The following is a 24,818-nucleotide window of genomic DNA, read 5'->3' on the forward strand; positions in this document are numbered from 1 at the left end:
ATAAAAAATTAAACTGTTTTTTCAACTTTTGTAAATTCAATCTCAACGTCTGTTGGGCGACTAAACACGCTGACCGTCAAAGATAGTTTGGATTTTTCATAATCCACTTTTTTGACCATGCCTTTAAAGTCGGCAAAAGGCCCGTCAATGATAAGCACTTCTTCACCTGGCTCAAACATGGTCTTCGGTCTTGGAGCATCTGCACCTTTGTTGATACGGTTTAGAATGCGGTCGGCTTCGACCTTGGTGATGGGTGCAGGTTGGTCTTTGGTACCACCGATAAAGCCTGAGATGTTCGGGCAGTCTTTGACCACGTGCCATGTATCTTCACGCATTTCCATCTCAATAAGCACATAACCTGGGAATAGTTTATGCTCAACAGTGCGTTTTTTGCCATCACGCATTTCAATCACTTCTTCGGTCGGCACAAGCACATCACCGAAATACTCGGACAGCTCACTTCTTTTGATACGTTCAATTAAGGCACGTTGAACTTGTTTTTCGTAACCTGAAAATGCTTGAATGATATACCAACGCATGATGATTTTCCTAATGATATAAGCCGATAAGAGATAAGATTAATGCAAAATAAACCCAAGCAGATAATTAAATAAATTATCCAGTAGCCACACGATAAAACCCACGATAATCATCACCACAATGACCTGCCATGTGTATTTAAAGGTCTCGTTTTTGGTCGGCCATGTCACACGGCGAAGCTCAATGCCTGCATCTTTTAGCAATACATTAAAGGCTCGCCCTTGATGGGTAAAAGCAAGACAAATCACCGCTAACAATACAAGTCCTGCCGTGATAAGTAGCTGAGTGATTGACTCGGTGGCAGGTGCCCAATAACGTGGCAAATAGGTAGAAATGAGTGTAGAGCTAATTAAAGCAACAATGGCGATGAGCCACAGCACGATGTCTACGCCAGAGCGAGTGGTTGCCACATCAACGACATTTTCTTCGGAGACGACAACGGCTTTGCGTTTATTTAGTAGGCTCTCGGCAGTGGCTTTGGCGTCTGCCAAGCGAGTTTCTAAATCGCTTTTGGTGTCGTTTTGGGGATTATTCTTATTGTCGCTCATGCAAAAGATTTCCTTAAAATAAGGAAGTGATGATTAAAAAAAAGGGGGAAATAAAAAGATGGCAGGCGACGAGGGACTCGAACCCCCAACCTGCGGATTTGGAGTCCGCTGCTCTACCAATTGAGCCAGTCGCCTAAGGGTGTTAAGGACTGCTATTATATACATATTTTTGGCATTTGCAAGTATTTTTTTAAAATTTTACTAAAATTTTTGGCTTTACTTTCACCTCATTTGGTGTTAGGATATTTTTATTTTTAAGAAATTATCATGAAAATATTCGCCCTACCCCTGCTCGCCCTAGCCTTGTCGCTTGGTGCGTGTGCCACCACCAATCCTGTTCACGAACCTACAAAAGCCATCGCCATGACCCACGCCACCCTAAACAGTCCTTATGATTTTGATACCACCGTTCATCGCCTAAAATCCACCATTGAAAGCAAGGGCATGACCGTGTTTGCCGTCATTGACCACGCCAAATCTGCCCAAGAAGTTGGCATGAACATGCAACCTGCCACCGTCCTTATCTACGGCAGCCCCAAAGCAGGTACGCCACTCATGCAAAAAGACCCTGCGTTTGCCTTAGTGCTACCCTTAAAAGTACTCATCACCGAAACAAACGGACAAGTGCAAGTCATCTACACCCCTACCAATGAGCTGATTAAAGGTAGTCAAATACAGCCGTCTGATGTGGCAAATACCCTTGCCAATGCCGAAAAGTTGATTAAAACGGTGTTGGGACAATAATTCAAAACGGCGGTAAATTGGGTAAATTCCTTGCCCAATTTACCGCCGTTTTTTAACTACCCCTTTCTAGGCGAACCCAAATAAATGGCGAACATCACCAAAAACGCCCCACCCCATTGCATGGCGTTAATCGGTTTATCTAGCCAAAAATAATCAATGATGAGCGTGGCAACAGGTTCAGTCAAAAGCAACAGCCCCGTCAAAGACAAGGTGATTTTTGGGATAGAATACGCAATCAGCCCCCACGCCATGCACTGCATGACCGCCCCATAGACCAATATCCAGCCCCATTCGGGCAGTGTGGTTGGCATGATTTTGCCCACATCAAACATCAGCATGAGTGGCAACAGAGCCAACGTACCGCCCACGCCCACCAAAGTCATCATGGGAAAAATCGCCACATCTGCCACTTCATGCGTGCGTCTGACAAAGGACATGGACACCGCCAAAAACGCCCCTGACAAAATACCCGATACAAAACCCCACAAAGCGGACGAGTTGTGAGCAAATTCAGGGCTTGCGATGAGTGCCACGCCAATGGACGCAAGCACTAAGCTAAACAGTTGTAATTTGGTCTGTTTTTCGCCAAACCAAAGAAAGGCGATGAACGCCAAAAAGAAAATCTGCAAACTGTTTAATAAAGTAGAAATGCCCGGCCCTACGGCATAGATGCTCTCATGCCACAGCCCCAAATCAAGCCCCAACGCACCGCCTGAGATGAGTGCCAAAACCACCGCACGGCGTGAACCAGGAAACGGCTGGCGAAATTCGGGGCAAGCGACAAAAATATCACAGCCGACACACTCAGTCGCCAAAACGCCATGGCATACGCCCCCACGCCATCCACATGGGCGACAATCAGACTGCCAAGCCCAAACAGCACACAGCCGATGACCAAGCCTATCATGGAAAATAGGTTTTGGGTGTTGGAGGTGTTTGCGTGGGGCATGGCAAGTCCTTTTTAACTAGAGCGTGTTGAGCCTTTATCACATAATGTCAATTTTAGAAATATTGTAGAAATAAACTACATGACCAAATCTTGTTTTTTATTGCAAATATAAAAGACAGGTACGCTCTAATTACTCGCCATAAATCTTGACATTTTGAGCAAAAGCACAGCCTTTTTGACGGGCGGCGACAATCATCGCATCATGCTCGCCATAGAGTTTGGCTAGGGTGTTGGTTTTGGCTTGTCTTGCCCCACCGCCAAGCCCTGCCCCCACACTGATGGTTGGGTAGATACCGCCACGACCGCCAGCAAGACCAATGCCGATACCTGTGGCGGACAGTCCGATGTTTTGATTTTCGGTGGCTTTGGCGGTTTGGCTAATGCGTGCCACTTCGCTTTGTAGGACGGTGCAATCATGGCCTTGATAATTGGCAGGATTGACGTATTGGGGGGCGATGTTGGTGGTGGCACAGCCTGTGAGAGAGACAGCGACAACTGTCAGTAAGATGAGTGTTTTTTTCATAAAGATACCTATTTAAAAAGGGTGTGTAAAGTATAAAGGCTGGGATTATTTATTTTGTCCGGCACAGTTGGGGCTGTTTGGGGCAGATGATAGGCTTGCCCATTCATCAGGCGTGTAGGCGTGAATGGCAAGGGCGTGTACCGTACCGCCTTGTGTGGTCAGATAGGGGTTGACCAAACCATAGACAAGCTGATGACGAGACGCCAGACGTTTGCCGACAAATTCATCACTGACGATGATGAGTTTAAAATGACTCTCTTTACCGTCAAAGTACCCTGCGTGCATATGACTTTCGTTATCTAAGGTTATGTGCGTGGGGTGCAGGGCGGTTAGGGCATGGGTTAGGGCGGTTTGGGTGTTCATGATGTGGCTTTTATTTGTTTAAAAAGTTTAAAAAGGCTTAATTAGGGGGTATAATACCATTTATCAAAATAATTATCAAAAATCATTTACCTAAACCGCGGAAGACCATTATAAGCGACCATTCATTAGAAACCGAAATCTCAAACGGCATTCCACCCCCACCCGAACCGCCCGAAGATTATGAATGCTGTGATAATGGCTGTGATGAGCTGTGTGTATTTGAAATTTATAAAATGCAAAAGGCGGATTATGATGCCAAATGGGGTCATGTGATTGATAAAAATGAGTGATTGGGATTTTATGAGATTATCCAAAGATGATTAAAATTTCATTAAATTTCTCAATGATAAAATTTGTCAAATAATTCTCGCAATTTTTCCAAAAAATGATAAACTAAGTTAAACTTTTAAATGATAAACATTCATGAAAACCGCCATTATCCTTGTCAATCTAGGCACGCCTGACGAACCAACCCCACAGGGGGTTCGCCGTTATTTGCGTGAGTTTTTGTCCGATACTCGGGTGATTGAGATTCCGCCCTTTATTTGGCAAATTATCCTTAATCTGTTTGTATTAACCACTCGTCCCAAACGTGTCGCTCATGCGTATCAAAGCGTGTGGACAAAAGACGGCTCGCCCCTGCTAGCGATTTTAAAACAGCAAGCAAGCCTGCTCCAAGACCACCTTGCCAAGCAGGGCAAAAACGTCCCTGTTGTCCCTGCGACTACTTATGGCAATCCTAACATCAAGGCGGTCATGGCGGATTTACAAGACAAAGGCTATGATGACTTTATCGTCTTTTCGTTGTATCCACAGTATTCGGCAACGACCACAGGGGCGGTGTTTGATAAAGTGGCAGAGTATTGCATGAAAAAGCGTAATATGCCTGCCGTGCAGTTTACCAGAGACTATCACGACCACCCGTTATATATACAGGCGTTGGCGGACAGTATCCGCAAATTTTGGGCACAGCATGGGCGAGCGGACAGACTACTCATGAGCTTTCACGGCATTCCTAAGCCCTATGCTGACAAGGGTGACCCTTATGCCGATGAGTGTCGTAAAACAGCAGTGCTAGTGGCAAGCGAGTTAGGGCTAGCCACGCATGAATGGGCAATCAGTTTTCAATCACGCTTTGGAGCCCAAGAATGGCTCAAACCCTACACCGATGAGCTTCTGACCGAATGGGGCAATCAAGGCATATCAGTACAAGTGCTAAGCCCTGCCTTTTCTGCTGACTGCTTGGAGACCTTAGAAGAGCTGGCGGTGGAGAACCGTGATAACTTTATCAACGCTGGCGGTAAGTCGTATCAATATATCCCTGCCCTAAATACCGATGAGCGACATATCAAGCTCATGGCGGACATGGTGGGGCGGTATTTGTGAGTGTGCTTTGCTATGCCAATTTTATACTCAAATACCAAAATTTTACCGCCAAAGTAGATGACTAAATCAAGCAGGCGTGATAAACTAACAAAATTTATTTGAAAAAGATTTTTGGGATTTGGTGCTATGAGTACTTTTTTGACGATAGTCATTGTATTGGTCATTTTGCTGGGGCTATGGTTGATTATCCGCAGTATGCTTGCCAAGGATTTTGAAGGCGATACCAAGACATTGGCGTACAAGGACGGTTTGCCGATTTTGCCCCGAGATGAGCGGGGGCAGTCGGCACTATCAGTGGAAACACAGAGCCAAAATGAGACGGTCAGTGCCGAGCCTGTCAAATCAGGGCGAGAGCTGGCTGATGAGGCCAAAGCGGACGCCCTGTCAAGCCTTGCCATGGTCGCAAGCCAAGACCCTAATGCTCATAACGCCCCCCAAGATGATGATGCCGACATACTAGCCGATGAACCCATTAAAAAAGAGCGGTTTACCGAGCCGTCAAGTGACTTTGTCCAAAACTCGCCTGTGCTTGACCGTCATCTCGAAGAACAGCAAGCCTTTGACCAAGACAACGACCCCTTGCTCAACGCCCAAGAGACAGTCACGGTCGTCATCACCCCCAAAGACCAATACAATGGACTCTCAGGCAGGGCGGTGCTTGATATCGTTAGAGCCTATGGGCTAAAATATGGCGTGATGAACATGTATCATCGTTATGAGCGTGAAGACGGCACGGGCAAGCTGTGGTTTAGCATGTTGGGTGTGGGCTATGACGGTTCGGTGGAAGGCTTTGATTTAAACACCTTAACTGACAGTCATTTTAGTGCATTATCGTTGTTCTTGTCTTTGCCACACCCCCATGCCTTGCGTGGTTTTGACAGCATGGTGTCGGTCGCTCAGATGATAGCCAAAGACATCAATGCCGATGTGCATGATGATGAAGGCTATATCTTAGACGGGGTGTATTTGGCAAAACTGCGTGCCAAAGTTGCTGATTACCGTTAATCAACCATGATTGAAAAGCCGTCTTTGATAGGGCGGTTTTTTAAACGTTAAAATTTACCTATTTTTAAATTATTCAATTAAAATCCTAAAAACACCATGACTGATTTATTTACTTCTGCCAACTTATCTGCCAATACACCTGCCAATGACGATAAAGCGATTATCGCCCAAATGCGACAGCTCATCACCGCCCTAAAACGCCATAACCACGCCTATTATGTGCTAGACAACCCAACCATTACAGACGGCGAATATGACAGTTTGCGTGCCAAGTTGATTGAGCTAGAAAATGATTTTCCCACGCTAAAACAATCCGACAGCCCGACCGATAACGTGGGCGATACGCCCTTGCCGTTTTTCACCCAAATCACACACGATTTGCCTATGTTGTCGCTTGGTAACGTGTTTAATGCCGATGACATGGCAAATTTTATCCGCCGTGTCAATGACCGTTTGGACAGCAAAAACCAAAATCCCGAATTTGAAATGGAGCTTAAACTGGATGGTTTGGCGGTGTCTTTAAAATATATCAATGGCGTATTTAGTCAAGCCGTAACTCGTGGGGATGGACGGGTGGGCGAAGACATCACGCACAACGTCCGCACCATTCGTAACTTGCCACTGGTGCTTGATGATTGCAGGGACATTAAGCTCTTAGAAGTGCGTGGCGAAGTGTTAATGCCAAAAGCAGGATTTTTAAAATTAAACAATGAAAGCCAAAAGCGTGGCGAGAAAACATTTGCCAACCCCAGAAATGCGTCCGCAGGGTCATTGCGTCAGCTAAATCCTGCCATTGCCAAAGCCCGTCCATTGGCGTTTTATGGCTATTCGATCAATCAAGGCTTGCCCGATGACATCACGACCCAAAGCGGGGCGATGAGCTTTTTGCAGTCGCAGGGGTTTGATGTGTCGCCCTTTAAAGTCGTGGCAAATTTACAAGATATTGATGACTTTTATCAAGCGACCATAGCAGGGCGAGATGATTTGCCCTTTGAGATTGACGGCATGGTGGTTAAGGTAAACTTGCTTGCCCTACAAGATGATTTGGGTTTTTTAAGTCGTGAACCACGTTGGGCAACCGCTTACAAATTCCCTGCCACGACCGCCACGACACGCCTTTTGGACGTAGAATGGCAAGTGGGACGGACAGGACAGCTTACCCCTGTGGGCAAACTTGACCCTGTCAATGTCGGGGGTGTTACCGTGAGCAACGTTACCTTGCACAACTTTGGCGAGATTGGACGGCTTGGGGTCATGATAGGCGACATTGTGAGCATTCATCGGGCAGGGGACGTGATTCCCAAAGTCTCAGGCGTGATGAGTGATCTGCGTGATGACAACATGCGTGCGATACATTTGCCGACCGCTTGCCCTGTCTGTGATTCGCCCGTGGTGCTACCAGACGGCGAAGCTTTGGCACGTTGTACGGGCGGACTTGTTTGCACCGCCCAAGCCCAAGAAGCTTTAATACATTTTGTTTCACGAAAGGCGATGGACATTGACGGTTTGGGTTCGCAGTGGCTCATTAAGTTTTTTGATATGGGACTAATTAAGACTGTGGCGGACATTTATCGTTTGGCGGATAAGGTGGAAGTTTTACAAAACCTAGAAGGCTTGGGCGAAAAGTCGGTTGCCAATATGTTATCCGCCATTAACAAATCAAAAGCTACAACCCTGCCACGCTTTATCTTTGCCTTAGGCATTCGTGGGGTGGGCGAGAGTACGGCATTAAACTTAGCCGAGCATTTTGGCGAGCTTGATAAATTACAATCGGCAAGCGTAGACGAGCTGTTAAAGGTGATGGACATTGGCGAGATTACCGCCAAAAATATCCATGAGTTTTTCCGTGCCGAGCATAACATGGCGGTGGTGGATGATTTGGTGGCGTTGGGCGTGCATTGGCAAGCGGTCATCAAGGATACAGGCAATGCCCCCCTTGACGGACAAACGTGGGTGGTAACAGGCACACTTGGAGCAATGGGGCGAGACGAAGCCAAAGCCCACTTGCAGGCGTTGGGGGCTAAAGTCTCAGGGTCAGTGTCTGCCAAAACCAGCGTACTACTGGCAGGCGAGAGGGCAGGTTCTAAGCTAGATAAGGCAAATGAGCTTGGCGTGCGTGTGGTGGGCGAAGATGAGTTTATGGCACTGCTTGCCGAGCATGGGCAGGTGTGAGGATTGGTTATGTATTGATAAAGGATTAAAACGTTTGGTAAATTGTTGCTTTAAAATCAGATAGGGCAAATTGCAATTTGCCCCTACGATATTTATGTCAAATCATGACAAATTTATCATGTCAAAAACGCTTACCTAGGGCGTGCTTGATAACACTATTTACAACTTAGACATATTTTAGAAATAAAGACTTACTTTTTATGTGGATTTTTTTGATTAAAAACCCATCAATGTTACAAAAATCTTGTTAGATATAAATGAAATTTTTAAAAACGCATTGGCATGGGTCAATTTTTGGGGTAAAATTAGCCGTTTTTTACGTCTGTAAAAATTTGCAAAGAGATTGCCATTTCGGTCAATCATTTTTTAACTCGGAGTTGATAGCTTAATCAAATCTCAAACACGCCCGCTAACAGATTTTATCTGCCAAAAGTACGTTTGATAACAGTATTAGCACCCCCAACGCCTTTTCTGAAGTTTTGCGTTTACGCACGCTTTTTGGAGGACTCTACGTTGAGTACACCTGTTACTACCCAAGCTGCAAAATTGCGGCGAAATCTTGGTCTATGGCACGTCATCATCATTGGTTTGGCTTATATTCAGCCGATGACTTTGCTTGATACTTTTGGTCAGGTCTCGGACGCCAGTCACGGACATGTGCCAATGTCCTATATTTTTGCACTGTTTGCCATTTTGCTCACTTCTATCAGTTATGGTAATATGATTAAGGCGTATCCGTCATCAGGTTCTGCTTATACTTATACCCAAAAATCCATTCACCCTGCGATAGGCTTTATGGTCGGCTGGTCAAGCTGGCTTGATTATTTGCTCTCGCCAATGGTCAATATTGTGCTGGCGGTGATTTATTTAGAAGCCTTGTTCCCTAGTATTAATGCGTGGGTGTGGGTGGTATCATTGACCGCTTTGATGACAGGGGTCAATATTTTTGGCTCAAAGGTGGTGGCGTATTTTAACAGTTGGATTGTGTTTGTACAGCTTGCCATTATTGCTGTGTTTGTGTGGATGACCTTTAATCAGCTTGAAGCTGGGCGTAACGCCGATGGTCTCATTGATGCGACCAATGCTTATCAGCTGTGGAGTATGACGCCATTTTGGAATGAGATGACCCAGTTGTCAGCGGTGATTAGTGGGGCGACCATTTTGTGCTTTTCTTTTACAGGCTTTGATGCCTTGTCAAGCCTTGCCGAAGAAACCAAAGACGCCAAAAATACTTTGCCCAAAGCGATATTTTTGACCGCTTTGATTGCAGGGATTATCTTTATCATCAGCACTTATTTTATGCAAATCTACTTCCCAGGTGATGCGTTGGCGTATTTTGGTGATGCGGTGGCAGAAGGCACACAGCCTGACATTTTGAAAATTGTTGGCGGTGCGGTGTTTCAAGGTTGGGTGCTAGGTTTTGCCATTGTTACGGTAATGGCGTCTGGCATTTCAGCACACGCAGGCGTATCACGCCTTATGTATGTGATGGGGCGTGATGGCGTGATTAGCAAAAAAATCTTTGGGCAAATCAGTCCTAAGTTTTTTACCCCCGTCAATAACATCATCATTGCAGGTCTTGTGGCATTGACTGCAGGTTCTGTCAATCTTGATGCGGCGGTCAATATGATTAGCTTTGGGGCACTTGTGGCTTTTGCTTTTGTCAATTTGTCGGTGATTGCTAAATATGCTATCCGTGACAAACGCACCAAGACCGCCAAAGAGCTGTTTCATTATGTCATCGTGCCTGTGCTTGGCTTTATTACGGTGGCGTGGATGCTTCACGAATCAGAACAACAAGCGTTTACTTTGGGCTTGTCGTGGGCGGCGGTGGGTTTTGTGTGGCTACTTATCAAAACACACGGCTTTAAAAAACCTGTTCCTCAGTATAACGAAGAAGATGTATAATCATCTGCTTGATAAAAATCCCGTCTTATGGCGGGATTTTTTGTGGGCTGTTAAATTTAAATTGCCAATATTAAAAAGGGCAAATAAACCTAAAACCAACTGCCGTCCGTACTCATGCCCGAACATTTGCCGTTGCCTGACAGCTTATTTTTGATGAGTGCCAATATCGGTTGCCATTGCCCTTTGGCATCTTGATAGGGCTTTTGTGTCTTGTCAAAGATGGTTAGGGCGTCATCGGCAAGCTGAGCGTAGGCACTTTTTTCACTGATATAAGCCAAAGGGCGTTGCCCTATCTCATCAAATATCGCCAACAGTTTGTCGCTTGGCACGCCCCCATCCATGAGCTGTGGGCGTATGCGGTTGGCGATGAGATGAACGTCCACTTTGCCTTTTCTGACTCGCTTGATGTCGGCGATGTTCTTTAAAAATCGCTTGGTGCTGTCTATGTCAAAAAAGGACGGCAACACCGGCACAAACATCAAATCACACTCGCCAATAAGCCGTTCGGCACGCTCGCCTGCCACCGCCCCTGGAGCGTCGATGATGAGAACATCAGGCTTGGCTTTGTCTATCTTTTTAGGCAAATCGCCAATGTCGTCGCTGTCTCGCCAGTCAATGCCCATGATGGGCGTGACGTCATCGGGGCGGTATTTTAAAAAACGCAAGGCGGACTTTTGGGGGTCAGCGTCTGCGATGGCGACTTTATAGCCTTCATGAGCCAAGGCGACAGCTAGGGTCAGACTGATTGATGTCTTGCCACAGCCTCCTTTTTGGTTGGCGGTGAGAATGGTGAGCATGCATTAATCCTTAATTGTCGTGTGGTTATTGGTGATGAATGATTGTACCGAAAATCAGGGGTAAATGCAATTGCATTATTTTTTACTTAGGTTTATCATAAAATGATACTATGAGATGATATCATTCAAAAGAAACACCAAAAGACCCTACAAGCCATTTTTAAAAATCCCATATCCGCCAACATCAAATTTAAGGACATTGAGGCCTTATTTGTAGCATCTCTGAGCGAGCAGGCTCACGCATGGCTGTGGTGCTAAACGGGCAAGTCATGGTTTTTCATCGCCCATACCCAAGCCCAAATACTGACAAAGGTGCGGTTATGAGCATTAGAAAATGGCTTGATGGCATGGGTATCACACCATTAGATGACGACAGCCAAACAGATGAATACGCAGACAAACAAACCGACGAACAGGAGCAGACTCATGAACACAACGACAATTAACAATCATAAAGCCTTAATCACTTTTGATAGTGAGTTAGGACTGTTTCGCGGGGGAGTTTATCGGATTAAATGGCGGGGCAGATTTTTATGCTGACAGCGTAGATGGTCTCAATGAACAAGGGGCTTTATCCCTGCAAGCCTTTTTAGATGTATGTCAAGAACAGGGCATTAGCCCTTATCAGTCGTACAGTGGCAAATTTGTCACACGCCTACCCAAAGAGTTACATCAAAAAATCGCAGAAACTGCTACCGCCAAGGGTATTAGCCTAAACCAGTGGATTAATGAAACACTCAGCCGTGAAGTTGGCTTTGCCTGATTATTAAAATCACACCAAAGGCGGTGTTAATGGCTTAATCAGCTTGGGCGTGATAGCAGGGGCTTGCTCATCGCTGGTGGGGGCAATGTCCGTCTCGTCGTTTATCTGTGACGATATTGGCTTGACCGCAGTGTCTTGATTGGGGTCTTTAACAGCATGTTGGACAATGTCCTGGGTGTAGAGTTTTGGTAAGTCCAGCATTTGCACGACAAAGGCATACTTTAAGGTGTCTCTGTCACCCAGATAACGCTGATAAAAGCTAGAATTGAACAGCCCTGCCCCGCCTTGTCCCAACGCCCAAATGCTTGCCAAAAAATCTCGGGTTGCCATGGTGCTGTTCTGCTCAGACAGATACCGCTCGGCAATCTCATAAATACGCTTCATGCGTTCACGGCGAATCTTATACAGCTCACCGAACAGACGGTTTAGCCCCGATGCTGTCGATGACAGCTTGTCTTCTAGATGGTGAAACATCATCGCTCGCTGTGGACGCAAAAGCAGTTGTAGCACCATGCGAGCCACGCCCGCCCCCACTCCGTCATCGATGGCGTTCATCTCATACAAGCGTTTTTCGTACTCTATGAGTAGTCTTAGCAGTAACTCATCCTTACTCACAAAATGCTTGTACAACGTCCCCTTTGCCAAATCCAAATGGCGTGCCAAACTGTCCAAGGTCAAATCATAGTCGCCTGATTCTAATAACAACTGTTCAGCAGTCGCCAAAATCTGCCGCTCTCGGTGCTCAAACTGTTCTTTACGACTGCTCATGTCTTTATTCCCTGAGTGGGCAAAAAATGTAAAATTCTCTCAATTATAACAAAATTTTAAACATTGTGAAATATGTTAAAAACAACCACCCTACCACACACCATTCATTCCCAAAATTTTGATAAAAAATTATTAAAAAACAATCACTTTTTATTGCTTAACAAATGTTCATTTTTAATAAATTTTTTGTGTATGGGCGTTCACATCTTTAGCAAATTCATGTATAATAGCACGCCAAAACAGGCAACACAGGAAAACACCATGACTGCCAAACACAACCCCCAAGATTTTGAAAATCCCCCCATTAACTGGGTGCCTGCTGTTTTTCTTATCAGCACGCCCTTGCTCGCCTTGATTTTGGTGCCGTGGTATCTGTGGACGCATGACACCAGCCCTGCCCTGTGGATTGCCTTTTCGCTGTTTATGGCGTGGACGGGGCTGTCTATCACCGCAGGCTATCACCGCTTATTTGCCCATAAGTCCTATGAAGCCCACCCTGTTGTCAAATATTTTTTGCTCATCGGGGCGACCTTAGCGGTACAAAGCTCTGCCTTTGACTGGTGTTCAGGACATCGTGTCCATCACCGCCGTGTCGATGATGAATATGATGACCCCTACTCGGCACGTCGTGGTTTTTGGTTTAGCCACATGCAGTGGATGTTAAAAAAATACCCCAGCGGTCAATACGACTACAAAAACATCCCTGACCTAAAAAAAGACAAGGTGCTGGTACACCAACATGAGCATTATGGACTGTGGGTGCTACTGACCAATGTCATCATCCTAAGTGCTGTCGGGCTTATCATTGGCGACATGCTCGGGGCATTTATCATCGTGGGGCTACTGCGTATGGTGCTGACCCATCATTTTACCTTTTTTATCAACTCGCTGTGCCACATGTTCGGCACACGCCCTTATACTGATGAAAACACCGCCCGTGACAACCCGATTTTGGCGATTTTTACTTGGGGCGAAGGCTATCATAACTACCATCATTATTTCCAATACGACTATCGTAACGGGGTCAAATGGTGGCAATACGACCCAACCAAATGGCTCATCGCAGGCTTGTCTAAAATCGGTCTTGCCAAAGAGCTAAAAACGGTCGATGACCTAACCATCAAGCACGCCGAAGTTACCATGCAGTTTAAACGTGCCGAAGCTCGCATTGCAGGTGGGGATTTGTCCTTAGATGATAGGCTCATGCTGTTTAAAGATAAAATCAGTGCCGAATACGACGCCTTTACCAATACCGTGGAAGAATGGCACGCCCTTAAAACCAAATCCATGGAGCTAAAACGCACCGAATTTGCTAACCGCTTGCATGAAGCTGATGAATACCTAAAAGAACAGTTCGCCCAAGTGGAACAAAAGATCCGTGACCACAGTGAACGTGTAGAACAAGCCTTTATGCAATTAAAAGGTAAAACTGTTAAGGGTTGATTGGGCAGATTAACCCATTAAGAGAGTAGATTTAGGTTTACTCTCTTTACTCCAATCTCAAATTAAAATAGGGCGTGTTGAACATTGGTATTTGCAATGCAAAATAAGAAAAATCGCACGTTTTTCAAGGAAAAAACAAAGGCTGTGAGTTTTCTATCAGACAAGTTTTTATTATGACAAACAATCCGACCACTTAATTTTAAGAGATTAAGTTTTAAAAATCTTAAAAATCTACATGATTAAGCGGTCGGATAGCCATTTTTCATGCAAAAATTGATTGATATTGTCAAATTCTCATCTTGTTTTATAAAATGTCATCAATGTTCAACATACCCTAGTAACTTATTGACTATAATATAAACCGTTATGGTTCGACAAGCTCACCACGAACGGTTTTCCTTATTTTGGGTTTTGCAGGAAGTCTAATAATTATTTTTTGAATTGTAGGGGTAAGTTACATTTGCCCTTGACAAATCAGTCATTTATGTCAAGTTGAAAATAAGGTACTAAAATAAGTGGAATGGAGATTGGGATATGTATCATTAATGAATAATGAATTGATATATAATAAAATTTTTTCTATTTATTACTATTAAGTTCGAGATGTTTTTTTATGGGATAAATGGGTAACGCATAGGTAAAATTTAGGATATAATGTAAGAGTTTTCAACCAAAGACAGTTGTTTTAATTTTGCTCAAAATAATCTCTTATGTTAAAGCCTACTCTTGCCATCAGCGTACTTGCCCTAGCCTTATCTGCTTGTACCACCACCCAAAGCGTCAAGCCTGAACACGCTCATGCTTATAGCCATGACCATCATCACGACCATGACCACGGCTGGGACTATGCCCATCCAGAAAAATGGGGCGACCTAGAAGTGAACAAACTGTGTGGCACAGGCGTAGAGCAGTCGCCCATTAACATCGACACCGTAGTCAAGCCACGTCCTGACTCACAAGGCAACTTCACCCTAACCCCGAGCTACACCGCCAGCGATTTTGAAGTTGAAAACAACGGTCACACCATCGTCTTTAATGTCAAAGATGACAAAAACACCCCAAATGTCAATGGCGTGGACTATAAATTGCTACAATTTCACTACCATGTACCTAGTGAACACACCGTGATGAATGCGTTTTATCCATTAGAGATTCACTTTGTTCACCAAAATGCCAATGGCGGTTTGGCGGTGGTTGGCGTCTTGGTAGAAAAAGGAGCGACCAATGCTGACCTTGGTAAAATCCTAACCGACCTATCCAAAGATGGCAGATACAAAGGCACACTATCCGCCTTTGATGTCTCCACCATCATGCCCAAAGACAGCAAAACTTATGCTTATAACGACTCACTTACTACCCCACCATGCTCAGAGCAAGTGCAATGGCTATAAAAGCCAAGCCAATCAGCGAACAGCTAAATAACCTTGGCAAGCTCTACAACGGCAACAATCGCCCTGTACAGCCACAAGGTGACCGTACTGTCTATGTGGTAGAATAATTGGCAACACTTGACAGTCATGCTAAAATACAAACGCTCGAGTCTGTGCTTGAGCGTTTTTCAATTTATAAGCAGTCACGCCCTAAATTTTAAGAGAATTGTCATGACTCATCACGCCCTACACCGCCCTTTTGCTCCTGCCATCATCTCGGCTGATTTTAAGACTTATCCTACTGACTTTATCGTCAAAGAGCTGATGACTGTTGATTTTAGTGGGCAAGGCGAGCATTTGTGGGTGCATGTCTGCAAAGTCGGCATGAACACCGCCTTTGTCACCAAACTTTTGGCGGGCTGGGCGGACATTGCCATGCGTGATGTCGGCTACTCGGGACTAAAAGACCGCCATGCCCAGACGTATCAATGGTTTAGCCTAAGATTGCCCAAGCGTGGTATGCCTGCATTAGAGTTTGATGAGTTTGTCAAAAACCATTTAAAAGAGGGTGAAAGCCTAACGCTCATCGCTCATCACTGGCACGACAAAAAACTCCACCGTGGCACGCACAAAGCCAATGCCTTTACCATTACGCTAAGACAAGTGGCAGGCGAGATGTCCGCCATCAATGCACAGCTTACTCATATCAAGCAGGCAGGCGTGCCAAACTATTTTGGCGAGCAACGCTTTGGGCGTGATGGCGATAACATCAATCAAGCCAAAGCCTTTTTTGAGAAAATACTCTCATCTGCCAAGCCTTATAAGCCCTTTAAAAAAGACATGGATAAGCACAGCCTATATGTGTCATCCGCCAGAAGCATGCTGTTTAATGCCTTGCTTGGTGAGCGAGTACGGCTTGGGTGTTGGAATAAGGCAGTAACAGGAGATGTGTTCAACTTAGACGGAACGGGTTCTATTTTTTGTGCTGATATTGATGATGAGATAATTCGACGAGTATCAGAACAGGACATTCACCCCACCGCCCCACTGTTTGGGGTGGGCGAGCCAAAAAATACCGATGAGAGTCTACGCATTTATCAGGCGGTATTGGCACAAGATGAATTTGAACTTATCAAAAATGGACTCTTAAAGGTCGGGGTCAAACTGGCTCAACGCCCCTTACGTCTAAGGGTTCATGGGCTAAATTGGCAATGGCATGATGACAGTCTAACGCTAGACTTTGAGTTGCCCACTGGCAGTTTTGCCACCAGTGTGCTGTTTGCTTTGTGTGAGAATTTGGTCGAGAACCGTTAAAACCGCTCCCACACTCCCACCTGCTCCGCCTTAGGTGTGGCGACTTGTCCAAGTTTTCGCCATGGCATGTTTGCCCCGTGAAAATCCGACCCCACCGACACCATGAGTCCATGCTCTGCTACACATCTGTCTATCATCGCTCGGGTAGACATGGGCTCGCTAGGGCTGGGCAACTCAACCGCCTGACCACCTAGCATGGCAAAGTCAGCGATGAGCTTACGCACACGAGTGGCGGACAAATCATAGCGAGTGGGGTGAGCCAGTACCGAAATCCCACCACATTCATGGATAAGCTCTATGGTCTGACCCATGGTTAAGCTATCAATGGCAACATAAGCTGGCTTATTATCCGCCAGATATTTATCAAAAGCATCTTGCACCGTTCGCACCACACCCAGTTCAAATAATACTTGTCCAATATGAGCCCGTCCCACGGCTTTGGCATTGCCGTTTGCCTTACCCAATACCGCTTGCCATAATACCTGCTCATCAATATGAGCAAAATCCGCCATGTCTGCCAATATCTTCGCCATCTTTACCACAATGGCATGACCACGAGCTTCCCGAGAGTTTTGTAAATGGTTAAGTTTTTGATTTAATCGCTCTTTATCCTTAAAATTAAGGGCGACCACATGAATGGTCTTGGTTGTGGATTTATTTTTGCCATAGCCACCATTCATCTGATGATGACAACTAATCTCTGCCCCATCAATCAAACGCACGCCTAGCTCATTCGCCATTTGCCGTGCTTCATCAATGCCAGCGGTGGTGTCATGGTCGGTCAAGGCAAAAACTTCAATGCCCATCTCATGAGCCAACTTGACTACATGGGCAGGGGCGAATGTGCCATCAGAGCGGGTGCTGTGACTGTGTAAGTCCACTTTTATCATAGATTATTTATCTCATTTTACTGTTTATTTTTACCGTCAAATAAAACAAAACCCCACCAATGGTAGGGTTTACACAAAGAACATATCACTTATTATGCTGTTGTGATTTTAGGTAACTATTCACATCAATGCGTGTCTTGACCTGTGGAGCGGTCTGTGGCTGAGCCTGTGCTTGCACTGACTGTGCCTGTGGTTGAGCCTGTTGTGCTTGCTGCCTACTCTCCAAGGCACTGACATGACCTGCGGGGGCAGTTTGTAGATTCTGAATCGGAGCTTGTTGCACAGCGACTTTTGGACGGTCATCCAAGGTCAAACCCGTAGCGATGACTGTAACATGAATCTCATCGCCCATGCTCTCATCTTGGACATAGCCATAGAAGATATTACCTTCTTCTAGGTCAGCAATCGATGACAACGCTTCGGCAATCTCCTCAGGCTCACTCATCATCAGCTCAGCTGCGGTAATGTTCACCAACAGCCCCTTGGCATTTTCAAGGCGAATGTCATCAAGCAGTGGTGAGCGAATGGCTTTCTCGGCAGCTTGTCTGGCACGGTCATCGCCACTGGCACGACCGATACCCATCATCGCATAGCCTTTGGCAGTCATGGCAGTACGCACGTCTCTAAAATCGGTGTTAATCACCACGTTATCCGCCGTATCCACGATTTGCACCAAGCCACTCACTGCGTGCAGAAGTACGTCATCGGCTTTTTTAAGAGCATCTGTAAAAGAGATTTGCTTATAAATCTTCAACAATTTTTGGTTAGGAATGGTAATGATGGCATCCACAAGCTCTGTTAGTTGGCTAACGCCATCTTTGGCAGACTTCATGCGTTTTTTGCCTTCAAAGTCAAATGGCGTGGTTACCACAGCAACGGTCAAAATACCCATCTCTTTGGCAACACGAGCCACCACAGGAGCGGCGCCCGTGCCTGTACCACCACCCATGCCTGCGGTGATAAATACCATATTATAGCCATCTAACATCGAGCGAATTTCATCTTCGTCTTCTTCGGCATAACGGCGACCTTCCTCAGGATTACCACCTGCACCCAAACCTTCCGAGCCAAGCTGAATCTTGTGTGGCACGGTCAGATTATCAAGAGCGGTACGGTCAGTATTGGCAGCGACAAATGTCACCCCATTAAGACCTTCTTGCACCATATGCTCGACCGCATTACCGCCACCGCCACCCACACCAAAAACGATAAAGCGTGCTTTACCGTAGTTTACTTGACCGTCATCTGTATCAAGACCATATTTAGACATTTATTTCTCCGAATTCTTTTATCATATTGGCATAGAAACTATTTTGATATTATAACACCAATTCACCCCATATTAAATAGCAGGGTGAATGATTGGCTTGAAATAAGCTGTTAATGGGCAAATGTAGCCAAGATAGACGTTTATTATCTTTTACCCTAACCTTTAAAATCGCAATATCATCACAGTAGCTGTCTTAATTTATCAAACCATGATTGGCATTTTTGCCCAACACGACCAAAAAAGCCCACTCTATCCAAATCGCCAAACTGCCCACGCTCATCGCGAGCATACTGCTCACTTTGATAATACATGAGTGCCCCGATGATACTATGTAATTTCGGGTCAGACAGATGTGTTTTTAAAAGCCCGATATCATCATCGCTAAGCAGTTCGGTATGCACCGCCACCTTTGGGTTGATGTCCATTTGACGTACGCCGACACCAAACTGTCTTTCTATCAAGCTGGGCAAATCCCTCATGTCCGCCCCGCCACCTGCCAACACCACGCCCATGTCCATGAACTGGTCTAGTCCTTTGGCGGTCAATTCATCAAAAATCTCATGTAGCAATGCCAGATAACGTGCTTCAATGATACTGGCAAGTTTATACAAATGAACCGTCAATTCGCTGTCATGATGACGTTTTTTAAGCGTGATAAAATCACTTTTGCTTTGTTTGCTGGCGTTCGCTGAGCCGTGATGTTTTTTTAAAGATTCAGCTTCTAATAAAGTCAGTCCAAGCGTACTGGCGATGTCCATGTCCACCAGTTGCCCACCCACAGGCAGACAGCGAGTGTAGAGCAACATGCCTTCTTGGTACAGGCACACTTTGGTGAGTGCTGCACCGATGTCAATAAAGCACACACCACGCTGTTTTTCATCACTGCTTAGGGCGTATTCACTGCTGGTTATCCCATCAAAAAACATGGGATGAACTTCTAGGTTATTTGAGACCATCAAATCCTTGATTTGGGCATAAAACATGCTAGGCACGCTGATAAGATGATAGCCAACGGTCAGTTTATGAGCCAACATGCCCACAACATCTTTGCCACTTTGGTCATCATCTAGCCAAAAACGCTGTTGGCACAACTGCACGTCTTTATGTCCTTTTTGTGCCAGTCCTACCTTGGCATCATTTAAAATATCCCGAACATCATCATGGTTTATCTTACGTCCAAGGGTGTCGCCCGTGGGATTTTGTCCTGTGATGATTTTATCTTGAATGCCGTTTTCGCCCATCATCGCAGGACTGGCAAAAGACAGCCCGACATAAGAGACTTGCACCCCTGCCATGTCAATGGCTTCTCGCAACGACTTATGAATGGCACTGAGTAGATGTTCACGATTGACGATTTGACCACCAAAAAACGCGTCCGTTTTGGCAAGTCCAAGTCCCATGATTTGGATTTTTTTATGATGAACGTCAAAATAGCCCACAACGGTATAAACCGCCGTGGAACTTAGATGAATCACCGCATGAATGTCAGAATCGGGTATCATAATTGACCAAAATTAGGGGAAATCGCTCTGCCCAAAAACAAGATTGTCAAAACACTTGTTTTAAAAATCTATCAAAAATAAAATAAATCAAATTTTAAAATAGCCTTTATTTCTTATTTCGCCACGCAATAGAAAAACCGTTTTTATAACGCAAATCAACCGACTGCATGTCATTGATACGCTCAGCAAATCGCTCATTTAAAATCTGTGCCAACTGATGAAGTTTTTGTGTGGTATTCTCATCATCAACAACCACCCTAAGCCCGTTATGAAAACGCATAACCCACGTGTTGCGTGGTGTCAATATCAAATCATCCACCGTCAGCCCGAGCGGAGCAAATTGCTGATTGACATACTGCATTTGGCGCATGATGGCATCTGCCTGTGTCGCCGAGCCATGCAATGTGACCAAATCAGGGTTCATGACATCGCCTTTATCGGCAGGTCTAAACACCACGCCATTGGCATCAATCATCTCTTGACTGCCGAAATTGGCGATGGGCTTGCGTGGCACCGCCTCAACCGTAATGCCCTGATACCAGTCACGGCGTACGGTCGCATGCTCCACCCACGACAAGCTTGTCACACTGTCATGGATTTGGTGCAAATTACCCCCAAAAAAAGGTATTTCTCCAAAAGGGGCGATTGCCTGTTTCAATGACTGGCTCTCTGGTGTGGTCAAATTTGACGCTTCCACATGGATGGGTTTGGCAGGGCTTTTGCCGATGGTTTGCATGGCAAAAAAGCCAATGGCAAACATCAGCCCAAGCGTCACCAAAGCCGATCGCCATGATTTTGACAAATGCTTGTCATCATGCCCCTCATGCTCATGGTTGATATGGTCTGCTGTCATCTCTGCCACGGTTGCACCCAATTGGATAGCCAAATATCAAAAATGTATCGCTAAAACAAGCTTAAAAATGAACGCTTGCGTACATATTTTATTAAACAAGGCTAAAATTTATATATTTTACCCTATTCTTATTTTAATTTAAAGTAAAAATCATCACTAAATGACTGTTTTTACATGGCGTTACATTTTACCAATAAAATTGTTGGGGTTAATTCGTACCAATCCCGACATTCAAAATATAAAACAATCATTGTTATCACTTAAAATATATGATAAGTTTAAAAACTAGGGCAAATCAGACTCGCCCTAGTTTAATATATCAATAAGCAAATTATAATTTACCCAGTAATCCAACCAATATTAGGCTTTATGGCAAACACATCATTATTTATAACGTCTGTTCTAAAATCTTCACACATAAATCAGCAAATTCAATCCCTGCTTCTTTGGCTGCCATCGGCACAAGGCTATGGTCGGTCATACCCGGCACGGTATTGATTTCTAGGACATACAGCTTGCCGTCATCAGATTTTAAAAAGTCCACACGAGACCAGCCACGCCCACCCATGGCAGAAAAAGCACGTTTGGCAAGCTCGCCCATTTCACGCTCTTGCTCAGGCGTCAAGTCAGACGGGCATTGATACACCGTGTCATCACGCAGGTATTTGGCTTCATAGTCATAAAATTTGCCCTTAGGGATAATGCGAATGCTTGGCAACACATCATCGCCAAGTAGTGAACAAGCGTACTCTCCCCCTGTAATCGCTTTTTCTGCCAAAATCTCGCCATGATACTGTTTTAGCTTAGGATACGCCTTTGCCAAACCGCCTGTCTCTTCTATCATCATCACACCCACACTAGACCCCTCACTGGCGGGTTTGACAAATAACGGTAAGCCAAAGTCAGTCTCCACCGCATCAAAATCACTGTCATCGTGCAACACTACATAAGGCACATTCGGCAAGCCTAGCGACTGCCACACCAAACGGCAACGAAATTTATCCATGGCAATGGCGGATGCAAGCACGCCACAGCCTGTATAAGGAATCTTAAAGCCGTCAAGTACGCCTTGCAAACTGCCATCTTCGCCAAAAGTACCATGTAGCACGTTGAAAACACGGTCATACTCACGCAAGTTTGAAATGTCGGTCTCTTGTGGGTCAAAATGATGAGCGTCCACACCTTTTAAAAGCAGGGCATTTAGCACCGCCCTGCCACTATTTAAAGACACTTCACGCTCGGCACTAAACCCACCGCAAACCACAGCGACTTTGCCAAATTTTGTTACATTGTTCATATTTTATTCTCTATATAAGTGCAAATTGCACAAGGTTAATTGTTGGTTAATTATCAAACCAATTTTCAATCATCAAACCGTCAATATATTTAAAATCATCCACATTGCGAGTTACCAAAAGGGCATGATTGGCTAAGGCAATGGACGCAATTTGACTGTCAGCAAAAGATAAAGTTTTGCCTTTTGCTCGGCATTCGGCACGGATTTTGGCATGAATGTCGGCACATTCTTGGGTGTAGTGGTACATTGGTAAAGACAAAACATTATTAAAAAGAAAGGCAGAAATTCGCTCTTTCTTTTTAATTTCTTCGGCTTTAATATTATGTAAGCCATATAACAATTCATGCCAAACCGTAATTGCCAAAATTAACTGTTTATTTCTATCTTTGGCACATCGCTCAAATGTTTGCACAACGTTAATTTCAGGTTGTTTTTTGGTCAATTCTGAAAAGATATTATTATCAGGCAAAATTAACTGTTTCATTCAAAACTCACTTCTCGCCCAATATCATTTCTATCCTTGGTATCTGCCCAAGAATTATCATTATCCAAAAATACCTCACTTTTATCATGCCAATTTTGCCACGATTCAAAAAAGTTTTGACTGGTATTCATTTTATCTTTTCCAATTTCTGATTGAAATACATTTATCCAATCAATCATTTCTTGTTGCATGGATATTGGTAATGACTGGATATAATTGACCGCTTGATTGATACTAGTAATAGGCTGTGTTTGCATATTCGCCTCCTATAAATACAAATTATTATCCCGAAGCTCCAAACAAATCTGCCCCACATTGCCCGCCCCTTGTGTGATAAGAAGGTCATTGGCGTGTAGGGTAACTTTTAGCACTTGGGCGATTTGTTCTTTGTCATTGACACTTAGCACAATCGGCTCAACCTGCCCACGCTCACGCAGTGAACGAGCCAAATCGTTGCTACTCGCCCCCTTAATCGGCTCTTCGCCAGCACTGTACACATCCAGCAAAATAAGCTTATCCACCTGCGATAAGACATTGACAAACTCACTAAAACAGTCCCGTGTACGGCTGTAACGGTGTGGTTGAAACATCATCACCAAACGGCGGTCGGGGTAGCTTTGGCGGGCAGCACGAATGGTCGCTTGCACTTCGGCAGGGTGATGACCGTAATCATCAACGAGCAGGATATTGCCCCCGTCATGATTTACATCCGCTTGCTGTTCAAAGCGTCTGCCCACGCCTGCAAATTTACCCACCGCACGCACAATCGCCTCATCGTCCACGCCTTCATCGGTCGCCAGCGTAATCGCCCCCAAGGCATTTAGCACGTTATGCTCACCGGGGATATTTAAGGTCAAGCGAAGCGGTTCACGGTCTTTACGCAATACGGTAAAATGCGTGCGAGTGCCGTCCACCACCACGTCTACCGCTTGCACGTCATTATGCTCTTTAAAGCCAAAGGTTAGCACAGGGCGAGCAATGTCATCAATCATGCCATATAGCTCATCATCATCGCCACACACCACCGCCAACCCATAAAACGGCATATTATGCAAAAACTGAATGTAGGCTTGTTTTAGCTTATCAAAACTACCGCCATAAGTATCCATGTGGTCTTCGTCAATGTTGGTAACAATGCTCGCCATGGGACGCAAACTCAAAAAAGACGCATCAGACTCGTCCGCTTCCGCCACAAGGTAACGGCTACTGCCCAAAGACGCATTTTTGCCAGAGGCGTTCAATTTACCGCCAATCACATAAGTTGGGTCAAGTCCCGCTTCGGTGAGCATCATCGTAAGCAGGCTTGTGGTTGTGGTCTTGCCGTGAGCCCCTGCCACTGCAATGCTGTGGCGGTATCGCATAAGCTCGCCTAGCATATCGGCACGGCGAACCACAGGCAGTCGGGCTTGCAAGGCGGTCTGAATCTCGGGATTGGTTTTGTCAATGGCGGACGACACCACCAGCACGTCAGCGTTTTTGATATTGGATGAATCATGCCCGATAAACACCGTAATGCCCAGACTCTCTAAACGCTTGGTAATCACACTTTCTTTGATGTCCGAGCCTGTAACCGTATAGCCTTGATTGGCAAGCACTTCGGCAATTCCGCACATACCTGCCCCACCGATACCGACAAAATGCACGGTGTTAATCCGTCTCATCTCTGGGATTTCAATGAGTTGTTTGGGCAGGGTTTTGACATTGGTTGAATTTGGCATAACTTTTTCTCTATTTTAGGTGTTAAATAGGGCTGGTAAATAATTACCATGATTTTTTATTTGGATAACTTCTAATTTAAAATATCCAATTCATTTAAAATTTAACTGTTAATAGACTTCCTGCAAAACTAGGCTTTCCGTTCGCCCCGAGCTTGTTGAGGGGTGGCGGAAAACCGTTATGGTTCGACAAGCTCACCACGAACGGTTTTCC

25 protein-coding genes, 1 tRNA gene and 1 pseudogene are annotated in these 24,818 nt (G+C 45.1%); 11 read left to right on the top strand and 16 right to left on the bottom strand.

Going from position 1 to position 24,818, the window contains the following annotated elements; all coding sequences use genetic code 11:
* Window positions 1–8: 8 nt before the first annotated feature.
* The 3 genes from nusG to K941_RS0102155 form a co-directional block, all read right to left on the bottom strand.
* Window positions 9–542 (bottom strand): transcription termination/antitermination protein NusG, encoded by a 534-nt coding sequence (nusG, locus tag K941_RS0102145; protein WP_029102314.1) that lies wholly within the window; start codon window positions 540–542, stop codon window positions 9–11.
* 36 nt (window positions 543–578) lie between these two features.
* Window positions 579–1,088 (bottom strand): preprotein translocase subunit SecE, encoded by a 510-nt coding sequence (gene secE / locus K941_RS0102150; RefSeq protein ID WP_029102315.1) that lies wholly within the window; start codon window positions 1,086–1,088, stop codon window positions 579–581.
* Window positions 1,089–1,147: 59 nt separating this feature from the next.
* Window positions 1,148–1,223, bottom strand: a tRNA-Trp gene (locus K941_RS0102155).
* Window positions 1,224–1,355: 132 nt separating this feature from the next.
* Here K941_RS0102155 and K941_RS0102160 point away from each other — a divergent pair.
* Window positions 1,356–1,832 (top strand): DUF302 domain-containing protein, encoded by a 477-nt coding sequence (locus K941_RS0102160; RefSeq protein WP_029102316.1) that lies wholly within the window; start codon window positions 1,356–1,358, stop codon window positions 1,830–1,832.
* 56 nt (window positions 1,833–1,888) lie between these two features.
* On the opposite strand, the pseudogene K941_RS14450 reads toward K941_RS0102160, so the two are convergent.
* The 3 genes and pseudogenes from K941_RS14450 to K941_RS0102175 form a co-directional block, all read right to left on the bottom strand.
* Window positions 1,889–2,781, bottom strand: a pseudogene (locus K941_RS14450) (DMT family transporter).
* A 130-nt stretch (window positions 2,782–2,911) separates the two neighbouring features.
* Window positions 2,912–3,304 (bottom strand): hypothetical protein, encoded by a 393-nt coding sequence (locus K941_RS0102170; protein ID WP_029102317.1) that lies wholly within the window; start codon window positions 3,302–3,304, stop codon window positions 2,912–2,914.
* A gap of 45 nt (window positions 3,305–3,349) precedes the next feature.
* Entirely contained in the window at window positions 3,350–3,667 is a 318-nt protein-coding gene (locus K941_RS0102175; RefSeq protein WP_029102318.1) for a BolA family protein, read from the bottom strand.
* Window positions 3,668–3,816: 149 nt separating this feature from the next.
* Here K941_RS0102175 and K941_RS16690 point away from each other — a divergent pair, with 149 nt between their 5' ends.
* The 5 genes from K941_RS16690 to K941_RS0102200 all read left to right on the top strand — a co-directional run bounded on the left by K941_RS16690 (window position 3,817) and on the right by K941_RS0102200 (window position 10,138).
* Window positions 3,817–3,957 carry an oxidoreductase-like domain-containing protein gene (locus tag K941_RS16690; protein ID WP_228130352.1) on the top strand — a complete coding sequence of 47 codons (141 nt, stop codon included), beginning with the start codon at window positions 3,817–3,819 and terminating at the stop codon, window positions 3,955–3,957.
* Window positions 3,958–4,090: 133 nt separating this feature from the next.
* A complete protein-coding gene (hemH, locus tag K941_RS0102180; protein WP_029102319.1) occupies window positions 4,091–5,053 on the top strand; it encodes a ferrochelatase in 963 nt (320 codons plus the stop codon).
* A 126-nt stretch (window positions 5,054–5,179) separates the two neighbouring features.
* Window positions 5,180–6,058, top strand: coding sequence for a cell division protein ZipA C-terminal FtsZ-binding domain-containing protein (locus K941_RS0102185; protein WP_036387268.1), 879 nt, complete (start codon window positions 5,180–5,182; stop codon window positions 6,056–6,058).
* Window positions 6,059–6,154: 96 nt separating this feature from the next.
* Complete coding sequence (gene ligA, locus K941_RS0102190; RefSeq protein WP_029102321.1) at window positions 6,155–8,230, top strand: NAD-dependent DNA ligase LigA; 2,076 nt, start codon at window positions 6,155–6,157, stop codon at window positions 8,228–8,230.
* Between the two features lie 513 nt (window positions 8,231–8,743).
* Window positions 8,744–10,138 carry an APC family permease gene (locus K941_RS0102200; RefSeq protein WP_029102322.1) on the top strand — a complete coding sequence of 465 codons (1,395 nt, stop codon included), beginning with the start codon at window positions 8,744–8,746 and terminating at the stop codon, window positions 10,136–10,138.
* A gap of 89 nt (window positions 10,139–10,227) precedes the next feature.
* On the opposite strand, the gene K941_RS14455 is transcribed toward K941_RS0102200, so the two are convergent.
* The gene (locus K941_RS14455) at window positions 10,228–10,935 is read right to left on the bottom strand and encodes a ParA family protein (RefSeq protein WP_051225804.1); all 708 of its coding nucleotides are present in this window, start codon (window positions 10,933–10,935) and stop codon (window positions 10,228–10,230) included.
* 242 nt (window positions 10,936–11,177) lie between these two features.
* On the opposite strand from K941_RS14455, the gene K941_RS17470 reads away from it, so the two are divergent.
* Together K941_RS17470 and K941_RS18065 are read left to right on the top strand one after the other, a co-directional pair.
* Window positions 11,178–11,381 carry a hypothetical protein gene (locus K941_RS17470; protein ID WP_208854346.1) on the top strand — a complete coding sequence of 68 codons (204 nt, stop codon included), beginning with the start codon at window positions 11,178–11,180 and terminating at the stop codon, window positions 11,379–11,381.
* A gap of 131 nt (window positions 11,382–11,512) precedes the next feature.
* On the top strand, window positions 11,513–11,698 hold the full coding sequence (locus K941_RS18065) for a type II toxin-antitoxin system HicB family antitoxin (RefSeq protein WP_228130353.1): 186 nt from the start codon (window positions 11,513–11,515) through the stop codon (window positions 11,696–11,698).
* Between the two features lie 9 nt (window positions 11,699–11,707).
* Here K941_RS18065 and K941_RS0102215 read toward each other — a convergent pair whose 3' ends face one another.
* Window positions 11,708–12,466 (bottom strand): TetR/AcrR family transcriptional regulator, encoded by a 759-nt coding sequence (locus tag K941_RS0102215; protein WP_029102323.1) that lies wholly within the window; start codon window positions 12,464–12,466, stop codon window positions 11,708–11,710.
* 261 nt (window positions 12,467–12,727) lie between these two features.
* Here K941_RS0102215 and K941_RS0102220 point away from each other — a divergent pair, with 261 nt between their 5' ends.
* The 3 genes from K941_RS0102220 to truD all read left to right on the top strand — a co-directional run bounded on the left by K941_RS0102220 (window position 12,728) and on the right by truD (window position 16,593).
* Window positions 12,728–13,909 carry an acyl-CoA desaturase gene (locus K941_RS0102220; RefSeq protein WP_029102324.1) on the top strand — a complete coding sequence of 394 codons (1,182 nt, stop codon included), beginning with the start codon at window positions 12,728–12,730 and terminating at the stop codon, window positions 13,907–13,909.
* Between the two features lie 710 nt (window positions 13,910–14,619).
* Window positions 14,620–15,300: a carbonic anhydrase family protein gene (locus K941_RS14465; protein WP_084137649.1), complete on the top strand. Its 681-nt coding sequence runs from the start codon at window positions 14,620–14,622 to the stop codon at window positions 15,298–15,300.
* A 210-nt stretch (window positions 15,301–15,510) separates the two neighbouring features.
* A complete protein-coding gene (gene truD, locus K941_RS0102230) occupies window positions 15,511–16,593 on the top strand; it encodes a tRNA pseudouridine(13) synthase TruD (RefSeq protein ID WP_029102325.1) in 1,083 nt (360 codons plus the stop codon).
* Here the strand turns inward: truD and K941_RS0102235 are convergent.
* The 8 genes from K941_RS0102235 to murC all read right to left on the bottom strand — a co-directional run bounded on the left by K941_RS0102235 (window position 16,590) and on the right by murC (window position 24,607).
* Window positions 16,590–17,483 carry a PHP domain-containing protein gene (locus K941_RS0102235; protein WP_051225805.1) on the bottom strand — a complete coding sequence of 298 codons (894 nt, stop codon included), beginning with the start codon at window positions 17,481–17,483 and terminating at the stop codon, window positions 16,590–16,592. The two genes, truD and K941_RS0102235, sit on opposite strands and share 4 nt — an antisense overlap.
* An 85-nt stretch (window positions 17,484–17,568) precedes the next feature.
* On the bottom strand, window positions 17,569–18,753 hold the full coding sequence (gene ftsZ / locus K941_RS0102240; protein WP_029102327.1) for a cell division protein FtsZ: 1,185 nt from the start codon (window positions 18,751–18,753) through the stop codon (window positions 17,569–17,571).
* A 179-nt stretch (window positions 18,754–18,932) separates the two neighbouring features.
* Entirely contained in the window at window positions 18,933–20,255 is a 1,323-nt protein-coding gene (gene ftsA, locus K941_RS14470; protein WP_051225806.1) for a cell division protein FtsA, read from the bottom strand.
* Window positions 20,256–20,361: 106 nt separating this feature from the next.
* Window positions 20,362–21,108, bottom strand: coding sequence for a cell division protein FtsQ/DivIB (locus K941_RS0102250; RefSeq protein WP_228130354.1), 747 nt, complete (start codon window positions 21,106–21,108; stop codon window positions 20,362–20,364).
* A 388-nt stretch (window positions 21,109–21,496) separates the two neighbouring features.
* Window positions 21,497–22,405 (bottom strand): D-alanine--D-alanine ligase, encoded by a 909-nt coding sequence (locus tag K941_RS0102255; protein WP_029102329.1) that lies wholly within the window; start codon window positions 22,403–22,405, stop codon window positions 21,497–21,499.
* 46 nt (window positions 22,406–22,451) lie between these two features.
* Entirely contained in the window at window positions 22,452–22,889 is a 438-nt protein-coding gene (locus tag K941_RS0102260) for a PIN domain-containing protein (RefSeq protein WP_029102330.1), read from the bottom strand.
* Window positions 22,886–23,146 (bottom strand): hypothetical protein, encoded by a 261-nt coding sequence (locus tag K941_RS0102265; RefSeq protein WP_029102331.1) that lies wholly within the window; start codon window positions 23,144–23,146, stop codon window positions 22,886–22,888. The genes K941_RS0102260 and K941_RS0102265 overlap by 4 nt, the downstream gene beginning before the upstream one ends.
* Before the next feature lie 9 nt (window positions 23,147–23,155).
* Window positions 23,156–24,607: a UDP-N-acetylmuramate--L-alanine ligase gene (gene murC, locus K941_RS0102270; protein ID WP_029102332.1), complete on the bottom strand. Its 1,452-nt coding sequence runs from the start codon at window positions 24,605–24,607 to the stop codon at window positions 23,156–23,158.
* Window positions 24,608–24,818 lie beyond the last annotated feature (211 nt).

Origin of the sequence: Moraxella caprae DSM 19149, assembly GCF_000426885.1 — a bacterium.
Classification (GTDB): Bacteria; Pseudomonadota; Gammaproteobacteria; order Pseudomonadales; family Moraxellaceae; genus Moraxella; species Moraxella caprae.

Bases quoted from the DNA above. Each gene is read 5' to 3' on its own strand.
- K941_RS0102220 (WP_029102324.1), top strand. From the start codon at position 12,728: ATGACTGCCAAACACAACCCCCAAGATTTTGAAAATCCCCCCATTAAC.
- ligA (WP_029102321.1), top strand. From the start codon at position 6,155: ATGACTGATTTATTTACTTCTGCCAACTTATCTGCCAATACACCTGCC.
- hemH (WP_029102319.1), top strand. From the start codon at position 4,091: ATGAAAACCGCCATTATCCTTGTCAATCTAGGCACGCCTGACGAACCA.
- K941_RS0102235 (WP_051225805.1), bottom strand. From the start codon at position 17,483: ATGATAAAAGTGGACTTACACAGTCACAGCACCCGCTCTGATGGCACA.
- K941_RS0102215 (WP_029102323.1), bottom strand. From the start codon at position 12,466: ATGAGCAGTCGTAAAGAACAGTTTGAGCACCGAGAGCGGCAGATTTTG.
- K941_RS14455 (WP_051225804.1), bottom strand. From the start codon at position 10,935: ATGCTCACCATTCTCACCGCCAACCAAAAAGGAGGCTGTGGCAAGACA.
- K941_RS0102260 (WP_029102330.1), bottom strand. From the start codon at position 22,889: ATGAAACAGTTAATTTTGCCTGATAATAATATCTTTTCAGAATTGACC.
- K941_RS14465 (WP_084137649.1), top strand. From the start codon at position 14,620: ATGTTAAAGCCTACTCTTGCCATCAGCGTACTTGCCCTAGCCTTATCT.
- K941_RS0102170 (WP_029102317.1), bottom strand. From the start codon at position 3,304: ATGAAAAAAACACTCATCTTACTGACAGTTGTCGCTGTCTCTCTCACA.
- K941_RS0102265 (WP_029102331.1), bottom strand. From the start codon at position 23,146: ATGCAAACACAGCCTATTACTAGTATCAATCAAGCGGTCAATTATATC.
- ftsA (WP_051225806.1), bottom strand. From the start codon at position 20,255: ATGATACCCGATTCTGACATTCATGCGGTGATTCATCTAAGTTCCACG.
- K941_RS0102160 (WP_029102316.1), top strand. From the start codon at position 1,356: ATGAAAATATTCGCCCTACCCCTGCTCGCCCTAGCCTTGTCGCTTGGT.
- K941_RS17470 (WP_208854346.1), top strand. From the start codon at position 11,178: ATGGCTGTGGTGCTAAACGGGCAAGTCATGGTTTTTCATCGCCCATAC.
- K941_RS0102250 (WP_228130354.1), bottom strand. From the start codon at position 21,108: ATGACAGCAGACCATATCAACCATGAGCATGAGGGGCATGATGACAAG.
- murC (WP_029102332.1), bottom strand. From the start codon at position 24,607: ATGCCAAATTCAACCAATGTCAAAACCCTGCCCAAACAACTCATTGAA.
- K941_RS0102185 (WP_036387268.1), top strand. From the start codon at position 5,180: ATGAGTACTTTTTTGACGATAGTCATTGTATTGGTCATTTTGCTGGGG.
- ftsZ (WP_029102327.1), bottom strand. From the start codon at position 18,753: ATGTCTAAATATGGTCTTGATACAGATGACGGTCAAGTAAACTACGGT.
- K941_RS0102255 (WP_029102329.1), bottom strand. From the start codon at position 22,405: ATGAACAATGTAACAAAATTTGGCAAAGTCGCTGTGGTTTGCGGTGGG.
- truD (WP_029102325.1), top strand. From the start codon at position 15,511: ATGACTCATCACGCCCTACACCGCCCTTTTGCTCCTGCCATCATCTCG.
- K941_RS0102175 (WP_029102318.1), bottom strand. From the start codon at position 3,667: ATGAACACCCAAACCGCCCTAACCCATGCCCTAACCGCCCTGCACCCC.
- secE (WP_029102315.1), bottom strand. From the start codon at position 1,088: ATGAGCGACAATAAGAATAATCCCCAAAACGACACCAAAAGCGATTTA.